Origin of the sequence: Buttiauxella noackiae ATCC 51607, assembly GCF_001654865.1 — a bacterium.
In the GTDB taxonomy this organism is placed as follows: Bacteria; Pseudomonadota; Gammaproteobacteria; order Enterobacterales; family Enterobacteriaceae; genus Buttiauxella; species Buttiauxella noackiae.
Map to the genome: position 1 here is coordinate 82,932 of NZ_LXEO01000047.1, position 17,370 is coordinate 100,301.

The following is a 17,370-nucleotide window of genomic DNA, read 5'->3' on the forward strand; positions in this document are numbered from 1 at the left end:
ACTACAAACTGATATTTGGCACGATCCCACACGAAATTCGGCTCAAGATATCTGTGGCAATTTTGTCGTCATGGTCTTGCAGATCTAATGCATCTAAATCTCCATCCAACCAGGTATTATTCGCAAGGTAGCGACAATAGCGAACTCGCGCCCACGGATAGCCGAGCCCTAAAGTACAGACTGTCAGTAAACTATTTATTACTAGTTGGATAATAAAACCTGTCACCGTAAGCGTGGAACGGAAAGCAATCTTTTCACTAAGAACTACCGAGTTAAAATAATAATCTCTCAGAGTGACATAGATATAACTCCAACACAGTACTGCACCGAAAAAGTAAAGATAATAAGAAATTCGAATCATAGAGCTAATTGATTCGAATTCAGATAGTGTATATGGAGCTCCTACATATCCCGACAAGCTCGTTGATACTACTTTCACCAACCAGGAAAAATTTAATCCTGCTACTGCAATCAGGAATGGAAGCAGTACTACGATACCACTAAGAATAATTTTGATGCATTTTCTGATACTAATTTCCGCACTAAAATTTTGCTTACCAAAACTCAGTCTGCTAAAAAACAAACGCAGCCACAATGCACTTGTAATGCCTTGTGCAATGCCAACCCCAAAAACAGCAAACATCATGGACATCGCAATGACAATCATCATGTTTTGAACATTAAAAGATATGGCACAGAAACCAATGCTCATAACGATTATGCAAATAAAATAAACCGCTGAAAATAATAATACTGGGCAGCCTAACACTACCCACCATGCTTTCAATCCGCTACATTTAAAATTAAAGCGCACATTGTTAAGCATAGTTGATTGCATCTGATAACGAATACTTCTCATCATTAACCATGGTAAAAATAAAACGATCAAAGCAACTAAACACCAGAAAAGAGCAGATGCATGATGATAAATTGACATATAAAGCGAAAGTAAAAAAACACCTACAAATACCCAGCTTACAAATATTGAGCCCCCTGTAACATTATAGGAAAACCGAGATCCTGATAATTCAGTATGGCTATATAAATACTGTTTAGAACGTACAAATGCCCAGGGGGCGAAAACGCCAAGCGTTACTATTATTAACAATAAATTAACGATACAAAGACGAAAATACTCCTTCCCCAAACCATGAAACATTAGACTTCTTGAATAATTGACTTCTGTACACCCCTGTTGCTCAGACATAGTTATCCTTAAGGAATTATTCCTTATTATTTTTAATTATTAATACAGCCGATTTTATCGATTAGCGATTGAATGCACACTAACATCTTTAAATATGCCAAAACGGGAATCAATGAACATTTTAGAAACTTGCTTGTTAAGTTTCACAGTGGTATTAAAATGACCTGTCTTTCGCCAATTATCAATGAGTCCACGCTATGAATCTTGCTGCTCCGGTTGAAATCGCATTGCGCCGGATAACCCCCCAGGACAACGCGGCGATTGCCCGTGTCATCCGTGATGTTTCTGCTGAATACGGTCTAACCGCCGATAAAGGCTATACAGTGGCAGATCCTAATCTCGATGAGCTTTATCAGCTCTACAGCCAACCGGGTCACGCCTATTGGGTTGTGGAAGTAGATGGTGAAGTCGTCGGTGGTGGTGGAGTCGCGCCGTTAACGTGTAGCGAACCGGATATTTGTGAATTTCAGAAGATGTATTTCCTGCCGGTAGTGCGTGGCAAAGGGTTGGCAAAACGCCTGGCGTTACAGGCAATGGATTTTGCCCGCGAAGAAGACTTTAAGCGCTGCTATCTGGAAACCACTGCGTTTCTGACAGAAGCCATCGCGCTATATGAACGTCTTGGCTTTGAACATATTTCTGAGCCGCTTGGCTGCACCGGCCATGTGGATTGCGAAGTGCGGATGATTAAGTCTCTGTAATCGTTTGAAATGGGTTTACTGAATCTATTCGCTTCAGTAAACCCTGCAAATTTTTATTGCATCGCTAACCGTTGAATACGCTTATCACGGCGGATTTTGCGTTCTTCCATCACCGCAACCATTGCCATCAGTACGATACAACCCATTGCGGCGGCATCCAGTGCTGCGAAAGTTCCTGCCCAGCCAGTCAGACCAAAAATTGGCGTCCCATCGGCGATCATCCCGAGCCCTAACTTAGCAAAGCTGTCGCCAATCAGATAGGCGAAGGTACCTTTGATACCGTCAGCCGCACCGATAGCTTTTTTCGGAACGAAGCCGACTGCCGCCACGCCAATCAGTAGTTGTGGGCCAAACACCAGGAAGCCCAGCGCGAACAGCGATGCAAGGTAGACATACTGATTGCTGGCGTGCTGATAAACACCGAGGGTCGCAATGATTAATGCCAGCGCAATGCAGGCAACCAGCGCACGACGACCATTCGCCAGATCTGACAACCAGCCCCATAGCAACGTGCCGACTAATGCACCCACTTCAAAAAGTGTAAACCCCTGAATCGCCACTTCTTTGGAGAGTTTCAGCTCCTGGAAGGCGTAAACCGTGGACCACTGGTCAATACCGATGCGCACCACGTAGAGGAAGATATTGGAGAAGCACAACAGCCAAATAACTTTGTTCTTCAGCACATACTCCACAAAGATTTGCCATTTGGTCATCGACTCGTCTTCAGTCTCTTTATCTTCTTCGCTGAGTTCTTCGCTAAACAACTCTTCAGCTTTACCCAGGCCGTAAGACTCAGGGGAATCGCTGCCATAACGCAGGCCAATGAAGCCAACAATCAGCGCGATGATAGATGGGAAGATAAACATGCCAATAACGTGGCCGTCGAACAGGAGATTCGCGCCAATCAGCGCCACGCCTGCCGCACCAGCACCGCCCAGATTATGGGAGATATTCCACAGCCCCAAATAGGTTCCACGCTTGCGGCGAGGTGTCCATTTGGTAATGGTGGAGTAGCTGCAAGAGCCACCCGCGCTCTGGAAAAAACCGCTCAGAGCGTAGAAGGCGATCATCATAAACAGGCTGACCGAACCCGCCCCCATACTGGCGCTAAAGCCGAGCATACAGATAGCCGAGAGGATCAGCATAAATGGCAGGAACTGCTTGGTGTTTTTGCCGTCCGCATAATAGGAAACCAGGGTTTTACCCACGCCGTAGGTGATGGAAAAGCCCAGACCTATCATCCCCAGTTGCGTCATGCTCAACCCGTAGGTAGAGATCATGTCGTTCTGTGCAATGTTGAAGTTCTTGCGGATCAAATACATGGTCAGATAGCCGATAAAGACCACCAGGTAAGACTGCATGAACGGTTTGAACCACATCTTGCGCCGCACATCGAGCGGCAGATCCAGGGTCGGCTTGCGCACCTGATTTAATAAGGCCAGCATGGATTACTCCTGATTTAAAAACCTGCGTGATAGCAGGCATTGTAAAAATCAGCAGCGGCTTTGGCCTGAGATGGCTTCCAGGATAAACCTGGAAAATTTCTTAGTTTTACGCCATTCGGGGTAAAAAGGTGAGATGTATCACGCTTCACTACGGACGCGTGGGGACTGGGCGTTCAGGAACGGCAGCAACAGCAGCGCAGAAATACCTGCCGCGATGGCGATCACCGCGAAATAACCGTTCCAGTGCCAGATATCGATCACGCGCGCCAGCGGCCAGCCAGATAAAGATGCACCGAGGTAAGCGAACAAGCCAACAAAGCCGGTCGCAGCCCCGGCAGCCTCTTTGTGCGAGCACTCCGCTGCCGCCATACCGATAAGCATCTGCGGGCCAAACACAAAGAAGCCCGTGGTGAAGAAACAGGCCGCCTGCATCACGTAGCTGGCAAACGGCATCAGCCATAGCGAGCCTACCGAGAGCAAAATCCCGGCGGCAAATATCAGGTTCATCGGCCCACGGTTGCCATTGAAGAGTTTGTCCGATCCCCAGCCTGCCACCAGTGCACCGATAAACCCGCCCAGCTCAAACATCGTTACCGCCGAGTTCGCCGTGACCAGATCCACGCCCAGCGTCTCCGACATGTAGAGATTACCCCAGTCATTGATTGCCGCCCGCACAACGTAAACCAGGACATAGCACAGTGACAGCAGCCAGATATAGGGATTCCCCAGCACGTATTTGTAGAGGATTTCACGGCGCATCAGCCCTGCACCTTCCTGCTGTTGGGCGATTTCCAGTTCATCGTGCCGCCAGTCACCTATCGGCGGCAAGCCCACGGTTTGCGGGCGATCACGCAGACGCCAGCAGAGAAATAACCCTGCAAGAATAGCCAGCGAACCGGCGATCATCATCCCTGCACGCCAACCGTAGTGCAGCGCCGCAGCGCCGATGACTATCGGGATCAGCGCCCCACCGACGTTATGCGCTGTGTTCCATACAGCCCACCAGCCACCGCGTTCGGTACGGGAGTACCATGCCGTTAGCAAACGGGCGCATACCGGCGAACCCCAGCCCTGGAAAAAGGCATTCAGTACCCACAACAAGGCGAATGCCCAAAGGGAGGTGGAGAAACCAAAAAGGATGTTAACAACACCGGTAGCGATAAGCCCCAATCCCATGAAATACCTGGCGTTTGATCGGTCACTAACGATGCCCGAGAAAAATTTCGACAGCCCATAAGTGATGTAAAACAGCGTAGCCAATAGACCGATATCGGTACGTGTCATCACGCCGCTGGCGAGAATTTCCGGTGCGGCGGCATTAAAGCTTTTACGGGTGAAGTAAAACAGGGCATAGCCCAGCCAGATGGTGATCAGAATGTGCCGGCGCCAATAGCTATAACGCGCGTCAATTTCGGCTTTATCGCTAATTGGTGTCGCCGCCGGTGGGGCTTTCAGAAAAGTGAACATCGTGTCCTTACGCATATCGCAATGGCAAACTGACGCTGACGCGCGTGCCGTGAGTACAGGAAATAGTGAGCGTTCCGCCAAGCGCCGTAACGCGTTCGCGCATGCCTGCCAGGCCAAAACCTTGCAGACCGGAGTCGGAAGGCAAGCCGCTGCCGTCATCTTCAATCACCAACATCAGCCGCATGTCCTGCTGCCAGCCATGAATCGTTACTGCGCTGGCACTGGCGTGTTTCACAATGTTGTTCAGCCCTTCCTGGCAGACGCGGAACAGCGTAACGCGCTGGCTTTCGCTCAGTAGCGGCTCGTCGATTTTCCAGTCGAGGTGGCTCACGATTCCACGGCTTTCCAGCTCCATTTCACGCATCAGCGAACGAATCGCCTGCTCCAGAGATAAATCATCCAGTTGGCGTGGACGCAGTCTTCCCAGCAGGCGGCGTACCGAATCGTAAATCCCAAGTGACAGCTGCTCGATATGCGCCCCACCCAATTTGACCCCTTCGTTTCCCGGGGCCAGGCGCTGCACAATACCCGCCTGGGTGCGAATCGCGGTAATGGTCTGGCCGATATCGTCATGGAGTTCACGGGCCACTTCGCGCCGCACGCTCTCTTCAGTTTCCAACAGGCGTTCAGCAAGGCGGCGATTGCGTGCAAGCTCAGTTTGCAGGGACTGGTTAAGCTCACGCAGACGCTGGATCCCTGCCCCCAGCAATAGCCCGGTCAGGCTTTGTGCCAGCAACGAAAGCAGTAGATCCACCGGGTGATCGTGCCAGGTTTGGCTGGCGATAAGCGCGATGGCGTTCATCAACGTCGCGATCAGCGCTCCCTGCCAGCCGTAATGCCAGGCCAGCGCGATAATGGGCAACGCCAGGCAAAATGGGGTAAAGCGGGAAAGTTCGTCAGGTAGCCCAAGTTGTAGCCACAGGCTGACCACAAACAGCAGCAGATACCAGATAAGGTGACGAGCACGCCAGTTCACCGGTTGTGAAACAACTCCTGGCCCCAGCGGCTGCCAGACGGTACTGGTCAGGTAATGCCAGATGACGAGGCAGGTTGGGGCCAGGGTTAACCCACCGGTCAGCGTGAGCAACAGCGCGTTCAGGGTCTCCTCCCCTTGCCCGAGCCACGGCAACGACTGTAACAGTGCGGCGGCAATCAGCGCCCCGCCTTGACGGAGCAAAGTGCGCCAGTCACGCTGATGGCGGTAGCGGGAAATCAGAGCCACGGGCAGGAGAGTGAGCACTCCGCCAATCATCAGCAGTGGAAGATGCGCCAGCGCCACTTCCTGCGCCAGCCAGCCGAGCATCAACCACTCTGCTCCGAGCAATACGGGCCAGTAGCCGCGCGGGCATTGCAGCATCAGCCCTAAGCGCAGGCCGAAGGGAAACAGCAGTACTGCAAGCTCAGGCCGTTCCACCAGGTGCAAGCTGATACTCCACAGGCAAAACCACGCGGCAGAAAAGATAAAAAAGCTGGCGACAATGGAGATAAGCCGGGAGAAAAAGGGTTGCATCACCATCCGTCAAACAGGCGATGAGCCAGTCCGACATCGTTACTGACGTTGAGTTTTTCCATCAGATTAGCGCGATGCACGTGAACTGTCTTAGGCGAAAGCCCAAGTTCAGTAGCAATCTCTTTGACCGCCATGCCCTGGGCCAATTTTTCTGCCACCTGGCGCTCGCGTTTGGTTAGCGGATCCTGCCGTCCGGCCGCCAGTTTCACGGCAATGTCTGGCGTCAGGTAGCAGCCACCCGTCGCCACCGTATGGACGGCGGCAATCAGCTCATCCGGGCTACAGCGTTTTGACAAAAAGCCTCGCGCGCCGGCGTTTAAAGCCTGCTCAACCAGCGCCGGGCTGTCGTGAACCGACAACATAATCGTCGCCATCCCTTTTGGTAGCTGGCTGAGCAATTCCAGCCCGGAAATATCCGGCATCGAGATGTCGCAAATACACACCTGCACGCCGCGCCCCGGCAGCCCGGCGAGCGCTTCGCGCCCGGAGCCGAACTCAACCACAATCTGAAAATCCGGCTCCAGCCCTAACAGCTGTGCAAAGCCGGAGCGGACGATAAGGTGGTCGTCAATAAGGGCGATGGTTATCATGATACTTTCCAGGAAGGTAAAAACGCGCTTACCTTAGCGATAAGCGCGAAGCTGTTCAAGCCTTAAGCAATTCCAGGGAGGCCACAGGCAGCGACAACTCAGATCCAGCTATTTAAGAGAAAGGTACGCCACTGTGAAAACGAAACTCTTCATCAGGGCGACTAATCAATGCCGCTTCTACCTCGCCAAAGAAACGCACACGATCGCTGATGTCCCCACCCGCAATCTGTTCAGCCAGCGCTAAATAATCCTGGTAATGTCGGGCTTCAGAACGCAAAAGCGACAAATAGAATTTCTGTAATTCTTCATCGAGGTGCGGAGCCAGTGCGGCAAAACGCTCACAGGATCGCGCTTCGATGTACGCCCCACAAATCAGTTTATCCACCAGCATAACCGGCTCATGAGTACGCGTTTGGCTCAGCAGCGCTTTGGCGTAACGGCTGGCGGTCATTTTCACGTAGGGAATATTGCGGGCGAGCATAATCTCGCGTACCTGCCAGAAGTGATGTAGCTCTTCTTTAATCAACAAAACCATACTGTCGATAAGCTGCTGGCCCCAGACACTCTGTGTTTGCGGCATGACGCTTTTGCTCAGGGTTTTATGCAGCGCGATGAAATCAGGCTCAGCGCCCTCACGGAAAGCAAAATCTTCATAGGGTTTTAGCCAATCAAGTAAAAACTGCGCACTGCTTTTATCGGCGACATATTTACGAATCAAAAACATCGCTGTTTGCGCAGCCTTGAGTTCGCACACCAGATGGTCAGTCAGCAGCAATGGCAAATGCTCCGGCTGGCGGGCTTTTTCAATCCATGCATCAGGCGTTGGGCAGTGTAGAAAATTCAGTACCGGGGAGAGTAGTTGCGGGTAGTTCATAATGGGGAGTTATCTTTCCTTGATGTGCAGCGGCATTTACCGCTGCACAGAAGAGATTAGTGGCGTACGCCGTCGTCGTCTTCGTCGGCTAAATCTTCGTCGTCATCACCTTCTTCACCATTCGGATCTTCGTAGTAAGTGCCCCAACCGTCATACTCCACACCGAATTTCTCAGCGAGGTTCAGCAGTTGTTCTACTTGCTCATCCAACAGCTCAGCTTTTAACGCACATTCGCTCAGCACGTCACAGCAGATAACGGTATCACCCTCTTCCACTTCAAGCTCTTCCGGATCAGTAACTTCGTAACCCATTTTGAAAGCTTCAACAGCTGCTTTTTCAAGAGTTTCGAAGTCATCTGCGGAAAGGTGATGCTCAATAGTGTACAGCGCGTCAGGATCGCTGCCGTCTTCCAGTAATTCTTCAATAATCAAACGCGTTTCTTCGCGTTGCTCTTCGAGCAGTTCTGGATTTGCCATGGCCCTTTCCTCAATTTGTAGGCAGATACTTCTATTTTCACACACGGCTGAGTTTGCCTCCACCTTTCCCGGTAAAGTTTTTACACAGGGGGTTGCAAATGAATATTCATACATATAAATTGAATATTAATTCAATAAATGGCTTGTGCCATGCGAGGAAAATATGAGTCATTTCTACCAAAAGCATTTTCTTAAATTACTGGATTTCACTCCTGCACAGCTTCATGAATTACTTACGCTTTCTGCCAAACTAAAAAACGACAAGAAAAAAGGCAATGAAGTTCAGCACCTTACTGGAAAAAATATCGCGCTCATCTTCGAAAAAGACTCGACTCGTACGAGGTGCTCTTTCGAAGTTGCCGCATTTGACCAGGGCGCTCGCGTCACTTATCTCGGCCCAAGCGGAAGCCAGATTGGGCATAAAGAATCAATTAAAGATACGGCGCGTGTATTAGGCCGTATGTACGATGGTATTCAGTATCGTGGATTTGGGCAGGAAATCGTTGAAACGCTGGCGCAGTTTGCCGGTGTCCCGGTATGGAATGGCCTGACGAACGAGTTTCACCCTACGCAATTACTGGCCGATTTACTGACGATGCAGGAACAACTACCTGGCAAAACCTTCCAGGAGATGACACTGGTTTACGCCGGAGATGCGCGTAACAACATGGGAAACTCCATGCTTGAAGCCGCCGCATTGACCGGGATGGACTTACGTTTAGTTGCACCGCAGGCTTGCTGGCCAGATGAAAATTTGGTGGCGGAATGCCAGGCTATGGCCGCACACAACGGTGGGAAAATCACCCTGACGGAAGATATCGCCGCAGGTGTGAAAGGCGCTGACTTCATTTATACCGATGTGTGGGTATCAATGGGCGAGGCCAAAGAGAAATGGGCTGAGCGTATTAACCTGCTGCGCCCTTATCAGGTAAATAACGCGATGCTGGCGCTGACCGGCAATCCACAGGTGAAATTCCTGCACTGCCTCCCTGCATTCCATGATGACCAGACCACGCTTGGTAAACAGATGGCGGAGCAATATGGCCTGCATGGTGGTATGGAAGTGACGGACGAAGTGTTTGAGTCGGCAAATAGCGTCGTGTTCGATCAAGCTGAAAACCGTATGCACACGATTAAAGCGGTGATGGTTGCAACACTTGCGAAGCTTTAATTTTCAGTGGCGGATGGTTGTAGCCATCCGCCTCTGTATTTTAGTTGCATCGAGGCGGCAAAAGAAGGAATCCCGATGAGCTTACGTAAGTAAGTGAATCGGTTGAGTGAGTGCAGCCAACAAAGAGACAATTTGAAGTATGAAGGGTATTTAGGCCATCAACATCTTCACAACGACCTTACGCACCGGCGCAGGTTTGCCCACAGCACAAAGCGGCTTGTGAACCTCGCCCGGATAGAACACCACGAAATCCCCCTCATTTAATACGATGGTTTTTTCCTGCTCGCCTTCTGGCAGGAACGCGATGTCCTTATCAGCCAGCCAGTCAGTTTCCGGCGTGCCAGCGGGCAGGCAGCTAAACGTCATACCTTCCAGACCACGCATGACAATTTGAATATCCAGGTAGCGTTGGTGAAACTCTGCCGGACGCTCTTCAATTGGTTGGGTAGAGTCTTCAGAAACCAACATAAACAGACGGTTACCGTCAATATCATGTTTGCCTAATGGGGTTTCAGGAGTGATGTGCTGTTTAACATGCTCAATCGCCTGACGCAGTTCTTCAGGAAGCCAGGATTGCAAAGAATGAATGTTGCCAATAATCATGATAATTACCTTTTTGAAACGATGTTTTATTACGGTATTTATACGAGCATTCCCCTTTTGCCGCCATGAGTTTTTTAAGAAAATCTGTGCTGGCGCATGTTTAGCGCAAAACATGTTACAGCTTTGTATCAGCCATGAAGTTTTTATGCATGAAAAAAGCATAACCTCAAAATCGAACCTGTCAGACGACCGCGTAACCACCTGTTTAAAAAACAAAATAATTTAAAACTAACCCCCAGTCACATTTTAAATTTGGTAAGTAAGTGCAAGTTTAGTCATAACTATTTTGTTTATTTTCCCATGCTGTGGATGAAAAATACGGCTTTATGCATAGTTATATTTAAATTTTAAAATACCAATAAATTTCAACAAGTTAAAAAACACCACTTTAGTTACCCAATAACATTGGGTTAACACTAATAAAATAGAATATGCATAATTTCGCGTAGTTATTCAGACTAATTAATGACTTTATTTATAATTCCATGACAGCTATCAATTAATTAACAGAGAATTTAAAAGTCCCTTGAGCTCGTGATTAAGCTCACATTAAATATCCCTTGTGAAATTAACATACGCCTCGAAGACATTTCGAAAGCCTATTTAACTTGCGGTAATAATTAATTATTACCACTGATATTTTCATCTCAGTATTAATGCAAAGGAATAGTCATGGACAAGCACTATGTTGGTTCCGAAATTGGACAGCTTCGCAGTGTAATGCTGCATCGCCCTAATCTGAGCCTGAAAAGACTCACCCCTTCTAACTGCCAGGAATTATTATTCGACGACGTTTTATCTGTAGAACGTGCTGGCGAAGAACACGATATATTTGCTAATACGTTACGCGGTGAGGGGGTTGAGGTTTTATTACTGACAGACCTTCTGACTCAAACCCTGGATGTCAGCGATGCCAAAGCATGGCTGCTGGCGACTCAGATTTCTGACTACCGCCTTGGCCCAGCATTTGCCTCGGACATTCGCAGCTGGCTTGCAGATATGCCACATCGTGAATTAGCTCGCAGACTGAGCGGTGGCCTGACTTATGGTGAAATTCCAACTTATATTCAAAATATGGTTGTCGATACCCATGAAGTCACCGACTTTATTATGAAACCGCTGCCGAACCATTTATTCACCCGCGATACTTCATGCTGGATTTACAATGGCGTATCTATCAACCCAATGGCCAAAGCCGCACGCCAACGTGAAACAAATAACCTGCGAGCAATTTACCGTTGGCATCCATTATTTACCGATGGAAACTTTATTAAATATTATGGCGACGACAATATTAATTATGACCACGCAACATTAGAAGGCGGTGATGTATTAGTCATTGGCCGTGGCGCGGTATTAATTGGTTTGTCTGAGCGCACCACTCCGCAGGGTGTGGAGTTCCTCGCTGAATCATTATTCAAACATCAACAGGCCACTCGCGTTATTGCCGTTGAACTGCCTAAACACCGCTCCTGTATGCACCTCGATACCGTGATGACACACATCGATATCGACACTTTCTCCGTCTACCCGGAAGTAGTCCGCAAAGACGCCCAGTGCTGGACGTTAACCCCGGATGGCCGTGGCGGCATCAAACGCCATCAGGAGCCAAACCTGCTGCACGCCATTGAACAAGCGCTGGGTATCGATCAGGTGCGTTTAATCACCACTGGCGGTGATGCGTTTGAAGCTGAACGTGAGCAATGGAATGACGCCAATAACGTGCTAACCGTGCGCCCAGGTGTGGTCATCGGCTACGAGCGCAATATCTGGACCAACGAGAAATACGACAAGGCAGGCATCAAAGTCTTGCCGATTCCTGGTGACGAACTGGGTCGTGGCCGCGGTGGCGCACGCTGCATGAGCTGCCCGTTAGAACGTGACGGTATTTAAGTCCTGGGAGAGATGAAATGGAACACAAACCGACACTGGTTGTCGCACTGGGCGGCAACGCGCTATTGAAACGCGGCGAGCCTCTGGAAGCGGAAATACAACGTAAGAACATTGATTTAGCGGCTAAAACCATCGCACAACTCACCTCCTCCTGGCGTGTAGTGCTGGTTCATGGCAATGGCCCACAAGTCGGGTTGCTGGCACTGCAAAACAGTGCCTATCAAAAAGTAACGCCATATCCGCTGGACATTCTTGGGGCCGAAAGCCAGGGAATGATTGGCTACATGCTACAGCAGTCGCTGAAAAATCAGCTGCCAAACCGGGAGGTCAGCGTACTGCTGACCCAGGTTGAAGTGGACGCCAATGACCCCGCGTTCGAAAACCCAACGAAGTACATCGGCCCGGTGTATGACAAGGCACAAGCCGACATGCTGGTTGCGGAAAAAGGCTGGACAGTTAAAGCCGACGGCCAGTATTTCCGCCGGGTAGTGCCATCTCCACAACCAAAACAGATTGTGGAAAGCGATGCGATCACAGCCCTTATCCAGCGCGATCACCTGGTGATTTGTAACGGTGGCGGCGGTGTTCCGGTAGTGGAAAAAGCCGACGGCTTCCACGGTATCGAAGCGGTGATTGATAAAGATCTTTCTGCCGCATTGCTGGCACGCCAGATCGAAGCCGATGCGCTGTTGATCCTCACCGATGCCGACGCCGTATATCTCGATTGGGGCACGCCAACTCAACGACCAATTTCCCATATTACGCCGCAGGAACTGGATGCCATGAAATTCGATGCAGGTTCTATGGGGCCGAAGGTCGCCGCCTGCAGCAAGTTCGTAGCCCTTTGCCACGGCATTGCCGGAATTGGTGCGCTCGAAGATGGCCCAGCCATTCTGGCAGGCGAAAAAGGCACATTGATTCGCGAGTAGCTGGTGAAAGCATGTCGGGTGGCGCAGTACTTACCCGACCTACAAAAGGCCGTTGTAGGGTGGATAAGCGAACGCGCTATCCACCATCAAAATTAAAAAGGATAACGAAAATGACCGTCAACTTAAAAAACCGCAACTTCCTGAAACTACTGGACTTCAAACCGGTAGAAATCCAGTACCTGATCGATCTGTCTCGCGAACTGAAAGCCGCCAAAAAAGCCGGTACTGAGAAGAAAACCCTGGTGGGCAAAAACATCGCGCTGATTTTTGAAAAAACCTCCACCCGCACGCGCTGTGCGTTTGAAGTTGGTGCGTTTGATCAAGGTGCCCTGGTGACTTATCTCGGCCCAAGCGGCTCACAGATTGGCCACAAAGAATCAATGAAAGATACCGCACGCGTATTAGGCCGGATGTATGACGGCATTGAATACCGTGGCTACGGCCAGGATATCGTCGAAGAACTGGGCGAGTATGCAGGTGTTCCGGTGTGGAACGGCCTGACCAATGAATACCACCCAACTCAAATTCTCGCGGATTTGATGACCATGCTTGAGCACGCACCGGATAAAAAACTTCAGGATATCGCCTTCGCTTATCTGGGTGATGCTCGCAACAACATGGGTAACTCCCTGATGGTGGGTGCGGCGAAGATGGGCATGGATATTCGCCTGGTGGCACCAAAAGCATTCTGGCCAGAACCTGCCCTGGTTGAACAATGCCGTGCTATCGCCAAAGAAACCGGTGGTCGCATCATGCTGACCGATAGCGTCGAAGAAGGCGTTGCAGGCGTTGATTTCCTCTACACCGATGTGTGGGTTTCTATGGGCGAACCTAAAGAAGCCTGGGCTGAACGTGTCAGTATCATGACCCCATATCAGGTTAACCAGAATGTCATCAATGCCACTGGCAACCCGAACGTGAAATTCATGCACTGCCTGCCAGCCTTCCACAACGAACACACCAAAGTCGGTAAAGAAATCGAGCAGGAATACGGCCTGAAAGGGCTGGAAGTGACTGAAGAAGTCTTTGAGTCAGCACATTCCATTGTCTTCGATGAAGCCGAAAACCGTATGCATACGATTAAAGCCGTCATGGTTGCCACGCTCGGAGAGTAATTCGCACTGGCGGCGGGATCTCTCTCGCCGCCAATCGTGCATTCATGCTGCATCCCACAGCAAGAGGAAAGGAAAATGGCCGATGCTACCCACGGAGATGTCGCCGCGACATCCACAACAAAAGAAACAAAATTAGGGCTTAGCGCGCTGGTTGCGCTGGTAATTGGTTCAATGATTGGCGGTGGGGTATTCAGCCTGCCGCAAAACTTTGGCTCCGTCGCCTCACCGGGCGCGTTACTCATTGGTTGGGTAATTACCGGAGTCGGGATGTTATGTCTCGCATTTATCTATCAAAATCTTAGCTCCCGTTGCCCGGAACTTGAAGGGGGGGTCTATAGCTACGCACGCGCTGGATTCGGCGATTTCATCGGCTTCCAGTCAGCCTGGGGCTACTGGTTCTCTGCCTGGCTGGGCAACGTTTCCTATGCGGTATTACTGTTTAGCGCGATGAGCTTTTTCATCCCGGTATTCGGCGATGGTAATAACCTGCCATCGATAATTGGCGCATCTATCGTGTTGTGGCTGGTACACGCACTGGTACTGCGCGGCGTACGTGAAGCGGCTTACATCAACACGATACTCACTGTTGTCAAAGTGGTTATCCTGCTGGTGTTTATCGTCGCGGTGTTGATAGCCTTTAAGATCGGTGTCTTCACAGCCGACTTCTGGGGCCGCATGATGCTCGTCAACGGCACAGCGCCTGAACTATTCGATCAGGTGAAAAATACTATGCTGGTGACCACATGGGTGTTTATCGGTATTGAAGGGGCGACCGTCGTTTCTGCTCGTGCCGCTAATCGTAGCGATATTGGTAAGGCCACGGTGATTGGTTTGCTGGGTGCACTGGCTATTTATGTGCTGGTCAGCGTGCTGTCGATGGGGATTTTAGATCAGGCGTCACTTGCCGGGCTGAGAAACCCTTCTATGGCGGGTGTGCTGGAAAATGTAGTTGGGCCATGGGGTGCTAAATTTGTTGCTGGTGGCGTTATCCTTTCAGTTGCAGGTGCCCTGCTCGCCTGGACGCTTTTTGCCGCAGAATTGCCACGCGTAGCCGCCAAAGACGGTATCTTCCCGAAAGTCTTCGCCAAAGAGAACGCCAGACATTCACCGTCATTCTCGTTGTGGATAACCAACGGCTTAATCCAGTTATTCCTCATCCTCACACTGTTCTACGAAGCGGGTTACCAGGCGCTGTTCTCTATTGCAACCGCTGCCATTCTGCCGCCGTATCTGTTTAGCGCCGCCTATGGCCTGAAACTTGCCTGGACGGGCGAGCGCTACGCGAAAGGGGAATCACGCACCAGCGGCTTAATTCTCGGCGTTATCGCCACCGTTTATGGTTTCTGGCTTTGCTATGCCGCTGGCGACTCAATGCTACTGAGTTCGTTGCTATTCACCCCAGGACTTGTGGTCTTCCTGTGGCAGAAGAAACAGCAGGGGCAACAAATGCTGAAAAGTTATGAATGGGTAATCGCTGCGGCAATTCTACTGTTAGCAGCCTGGACGTTAAAACTGGTTGTATCCGGATCTATTCAGATTACTTGATAACTTTAACGCCCCGAAAGGGGCGTTAAATTCTAATAATAATATATTTAGCAACATTATTTGTTGGTTGGATTGGAAAAATCTGATCGAGCAAACGGTTTGGATTTATCAGCGGAGTAAATTAATAGCCTTAAAAATCAAGGAATGGTGAACACAATGAGAGTCTCACTCGCACCGTCAGAGAAAGATCACAACCAGCTTACTCTCTGCCAAAGGCTCATTGTCCATAAGAGTTATCACTCGCAAGAGGAACTGCGCCGCGACATGCAGCTTCATGGCTTTGAGAGCATCAGCCAATCGACCGTCTCCCGCCTTCTGAAATTGCTCGGCGTTATTAAAATACGTAACGCAAAAGGTCAGAAAATTTATGCATTAAATCCGCAATCTCAACCCGCACCTGATGCAGCGCGTTCAATAGCAGAGATGGTGATTAGCGTCGAACATAATGCTGAGTTTGTCATGATTCATGCCGTTCATGGTTACGGGCGGGCCGTAGCAAGAATTCTCGATTATCGTGCCCTGCCAGAGATTTTAGGTGTGGTCGCGGGCAGCAGCATTGTATGGATTGCCCCACGCGAGGTACAAAAAACAGCCCAGGTCCATCGGCGAGTTATGCAAACCCTTGGATTACATTAGAGTCGGATAACTATTCACAGCAACCGATTGCTAATGGCCAAAATATGTGAATTAATCCCTTGAAGTGTCCTCCTACATGCGTATAATGCGCCACAATTTGCCGGAGGAAGCATGGTCCAGTGTGTTCAAAAAATTGCCACACCACGTCGTCTAAAAGACGGCGCTAACCTGTTTTTCTTTCCGTTGCATCAATCAATTCCAAAGGCCCCTCATTGAGGGGCTTTTTTTTTGCCCGACGCCCGAGAACAGGAGATAAACATGGCTAACCCCCTATATCAAAAACATATCATTTCCATAAACGATCTCAGTCGTGAAGAACTTGAACTGGTGTTATCTACCGCGGCAAAACTGAAAGCCAATCCGCAACCTGAACTGTTGAAACATATCGTTGTAGCCAGCTGTTTCTTTGAGGCTTCAACGCGTACTCGTCTCTCCTTTGAGACAGCGATTCACCGCCTGGGGGCATCGGTTGTCGGCTTCTCCGACAGCAGCAATACCTCGCTGGGTAAGAAAGGCGAAACACTGGCCGATACTATTTCAGTTATCAGTACCTATGTTGACGCAATCGTAATGCGCCATCCGCAAGAAGGTGCTGCACGTCTGGCAACCGAGTTCTCTGGCAATGTACCGGTGTTAAACGCAGGTGATGGTGCCAACCAACACCCGACGCAAACGCTGCTGGATTTGTTCACCATCCAGGAAACTCAGGGTCGTCTGGAAAACCTGAATATCGCCATGGTCGGTGACCTGAAATATGGCCGTACCGTGCACTCTTTGGCACAAGCCCTGGCGAAATTTGAAGGCAACCGCTTCTACTTTATCGCGCCAAACGCACTGGCAATGCCGAAATACATTCTCGATATGCTCGATGAGAAAGGTATCGTCTGGAGTTGCCATGAAGCTATCGACGACGTTGTGGGCGAGCTGGATATTCTGTACATGACTCGCGTACAGAAAGAGCGCCTTGACCCGTCTGAATACGCCAACGTGAAAGCGCAGTTTGTACTGCGCGCCGCAGACCTTGTCGATGCCCGCGAGAACATGAAAGTGCTGCACCCGCTGCCACGTGTTGATGAAATCACTACGGATGTGGATAAAACCCCGCACGCCTGGTATTTCCAGCAGGCAGGCAACGGTATTTATGCTCGTCAGGCTTTGCTGGCGTTAGTTTTGAATCGTGAACTGGTTTGAGTGAGAGGAAGATAAAG

The 17,370-nt window shown here is 50.0% G+C and carries 16 protein-coding genes; 8 read left to right on the plus strand and 8 right to left on the minus strand.

From position 1 onward, the window contains the following. Nucleotide 1 precedes the first annotated feature (1 nt). On the minus strand, nucleotides 2-1,207 hold the full coding sequence (locus M979_RS14840; RefSeq protein ID WP_064555399.1) for a YjgN family protein: 1,206 nt from the start codon (nucleotides 1,205-1,207) through the stop codon (nucleotides 2-4). 197 nt (nucleotides 1,208-1,404) lie between these two features. On the opposite strand from M979_RS14840, the gene M979_RS14845 reads away from it, so the two are divergent. Then, the gene (locus tag M979_RS14845; RefSeq protein WP_064555401.1) at nucleotides 1,405-1,908 is read left to right on the plus strand and encodes a GNAT family N-acetyltransferase; all 504 of its coding nucleotides are present in this window, start codon (nucleotides 1,405-1,407) and stop codon (nucleotides 1,906-1,908) included. 53 nt (nucleotides 1,909-1,961) lie between these two features. Here M979_RS14845 and uhpT read toward each other — a convergent pair whose 3' ends face one another. The 6 genes from uhpT to rraB form a co-directional block, all read right to left on the minus strand. Next, nucleotides 1,962-3,353, minus strand: coding sequence for a hexose-6-phosphate:phosphate antiporter (uhpT, locus tag M979_RS14850; RefSeq protein WP_064555403.1), 1,392 nt, complete (start codon nucleotides 3,351-3,353; stop codon nucleotides 1,962-1,964). 138 nt (nucleotides 3,354-3,491) lie between these two features. After that, nucleotides 3,492-4,820 (minus strand): MFS transporter, encoded by a 1,329-nt coding sequence (gene uhpC / locus M979_RS14855; protein WP_064555405.1) that lies wholly within the window; start codon nucleotides 4,818-4,820, stop codon nucleotides 3,492-3,494. Between the two features lie 7 nt (nucleotides 4,821-4,827). Further along, a complete protein-coding gene (gene uhpB, locus M979_RS14860) occupies nucleotides 4,828-6,330 on the minus strand; it encodes a signal transduction histidine-protein kinase/phosphatase UhpB (protein ID WP_064555407.1) in 1,503 nt (500 codons plus the stop codon). Beyond that, nucleotides 6,330-6,920, minus strand: coding sequence for a response regulator transcription factor UhpA (gene uhpA / locus M979_RS14865; protein WP_034459603.1), 591 nt, complete (start codon nucleotides 6,918-6,920; stop codon nucleotides 6,330-6,332). The genes uhpB and uhpA overlap by 1 nt, the downstream gene beginning before the upstream one ends. Nucleotides 6,921-7,032: 112 nt before the next feature. After that, nucleotides 7,033-7,794, minus strand: coding sequence for a tRNA isopentenyl-2-thiomethyl-A-37 hydroxylase MiaE (miaE, locus tag M979_RS14870; protein ID WP_064555410.1), 762 nt, complete (start codon nucleotides 7,792-7,794; stop codon nucleotides 7,033-7,035). Nucleotides 7,795-7,850: 56 nt separating this feature from the next. Then, nucleotides 7,851-8,270 (minus strand): ribonuclease E inhibitor RraB, encoded by a 420-nt coding sequence (gene rraB / locus M979_RS14875; protein ID WP_064555412.1) that lies wholly within the window; start codon nucleotides 8,268-8,270, stop codon nucleotides 7,851-7,853. Between the two features lie 163 nt (nucleotides 8,271-8,433). Here rraB and argF (M979_RS14880) point away from each other — a divergent pair, with 163 nt between their 5' ends. Then, nucleotides 8,434-9,441 (plus strand): ornithine carbamoyltransferase, encoded by a 1,008-nt coding sequence (gene argF, locus M979_RS14880; RefSeq protein WP_064555414.1) that lies wholly within the window; start codon nucleotides 8,434-8,436, stop codon nucleotides 9,439-9,441. A gap of 150 nt (nucleotides 9,442-9,591) precedes the next feature. On the opposite strand, the gene M979_RS14885 is transcribed toward argF (M979_RS14880), so the two are convergent. Beyond that, complete coding sequence (locus M979_RS14885; protein WP_034459613.1) at nucleotides 9,592-10,044, minus strand: NanQ anomerase/TabA/YiaL family protein; 453 nt, start codon at nucleotides 10,042-10,044, stop codon at nucleotides 9,592-9,594. A 672-nt stretch (nucleotides 10,045-10,716) separates the two neighbouring features. On the opposite strand from M979_RS14885, the gene arcA reads away from it, so the two are divergent. The 6 genes from arcA to pyrB all read left to right on the plus strand — a co-directional run bounded on the left by arcA (nucleotide 10,717) and on the right by pyrB (nucleotide 17,353). Then, entirely contained in the window at nucleotides 10,717-11,937 is a 1,221-nt protein-coding gene (gene arcA / locus M979_RS14890; RefSeq protein WP_034459615.1) for an arginine deiminase, read from the plus strand. Between the two features lie 17 nt (nucleotides 11,938-11,954). Continuing rightward, on the plus strand, nucleotides 11,955-12,866 hold the full coding sequence (locus M979_RS14895) for a carbamate kinase (protein ID WP_064555415.1): 912 nt from the start codon (nucleotides 11,955-11,957) through the stop codon (nucleotides 12,864-12,866). A gap of 110 nt (nucleotides 12,867-12,976) precedes the next feature. Continuing rightward, nucleotides 12,977-13,981 (plus strand): ornithine carbamoyltransferase, encoded by a 1,005-nt coding sequence (gene argF / locus M979_RS14900; RefSeq protein WP_034459620.1) that lies wholly within the window; start codon nucleotides 12,977-12,979, stop codon nucleotides 13,979-13,981. Nucleotides 13,982-14,056: 75 nt separating this feature from the next. Beyond that, on the plus strand, nucleotides 14,057-15,526 hold the full coding sequence (gene arcD, locus M979_RS14905; protein ID WP_034459623.1) for an arginine-ornithine antiporter: 1,470 nt from the start codon (nucleotides 14,057-14,059) through the stop codon (nucleotides 15,524-15,526). 156 nt (nucleotides 15,527-15,682) lie between these two features. After that, the gene (locus M979_RS14910; RefSeq protein ID WP_034459626.1) at nucleotides 15,683-16,162 is read left to right on the plus strand and encodes an arginine repressor; all 480 of its coding nucleotides are present in this window, start codon (nucleotides 15,683-15,685) and stop codon (nucleotides 16,160-16,162) included. A 258-nt stretch (nucleotides 16,163-16,420) separates the two neighbouring features. After that, a complete protein-coding gene (gene pyrB, locus M979_RS14915) occupies nucleotides 16,421-17,353 on the plus strand; it encodes an aspartate carbamoyltransferase (protein ID WP_034459629.1) in 933 nt (310 codons plus the stop codon). Nucleotides 17,354-17,370: the final 17 nt, after the last annotated feature.

Excerpts from the sequence above, each read along its gene's own strand:
- M979_RS14840 (WP_064555399.1), bottom strand. The coding sequence starts at position 1,207 with ATGTCTGAGCAACAGGGGTGTACAGAAGTCAATTATTCAAGAAGTCTA.
- M979_RS14845 (WP_064555401.1), top strand. The coding sequence starts at position 1,405 with ATGAATCTTGCTGCTCCGGTTGAAATCGCATTGCGCCGGATAACCCCC.
- uhpT (WP_064555403.1), bottom strand. The coding sequence starts at position 3,353 with ATGCTGGCCTTATTAAATCAGGTGCGCAAGCCGACCCTGGATCTGCCG.
- uhpC (WP_064555405.1), bottom strand. The coding sequence starts at position 4,820 with ATGTTCACTTTTCTGAAAGCCCCACCGGCGGCGACACCAATTAGCGAT.
- uhpB (WP_064555407.1), bottom strand. The coding sequence starts at position 6,330 with ATGCAACCCTTTTTCTCCCGGCTTATCTCCATTGTCGCCAGCTTTTTT.
- uhpA (WP_034459603.1), bottom strand. The coding sequence starts at position 6,920 with ATGATAACCATCGCCCTTATTGACGACCACCTTATCGTCCGCTCCGGC.
- miaE (WP_064555410.1), bottom strand. The coding sequence starts at position 7,794 with ATGAACTACCCGCAACTACTCTCCCCGGTACTGAATTTTCTACACTGC.
- rraB (WP_064555412.1), bottom strand. The coding sequence starts at position 8,270 with ATGGCAAATCCAGAACTGCTCGAAGAGCAACGCGAAGAAACGCGTTTG.
- argF (WP_064555414.1), top strand. The coding sequence starts at position 8,434 with ATGAGTCATTTCTACCAAAAGCATTTTCTTAAATTACTGGATTTCACT.
- M979_RS14885 (WP_034459613.1), bottom strand. The coding sequence starts at position 10,044 with ATGATTATTGGCAACATTCATTCTTTGCAATCCTGGCTTCCTGAAGAA.
- arcA (WP_034459615.1), top strand. The coding sequence starts at position 10,717 with ATGGACAAGCACTATGTTGGTTCCGAAATTGGACAGCTTCGCAGTGTA.
- M979_RS14895 (WP_064555415.1), top strand. The coding sequence starts at position 11,955 with ATGGAACACAAACCGACACTGGTTGTCGCACTGGGCGGCAACGCGCTA.
- argF (WP_034459620.1), top strand. The coding sequence starts at position 12,977 with ATGACCGTCAACTTAAAAAACCGCAACTTCCTGAAACTACTGGACTTC.
- arcD (WP_034459623.1), top strand. The coding sequence starts at position 14,057 with ATGGCCGATGCTACCCACGGAGATGTCGCCGCGACATCCACAACAAAA.
- M979_RS14910 (WP_034459626.1), top strand. The coding sequence starts at position 15,683 with ATGAGAGTCTCACTCGCACCGTCAGAGAAAGATCACAACCAGCTTACT.
- pyrB (WP_034459629.1), top strand. The coding sequence starts at position 16,421 with ATGGCTAACCCCCTATATCAAAAACATATCATTTCCATAAACGATCTC.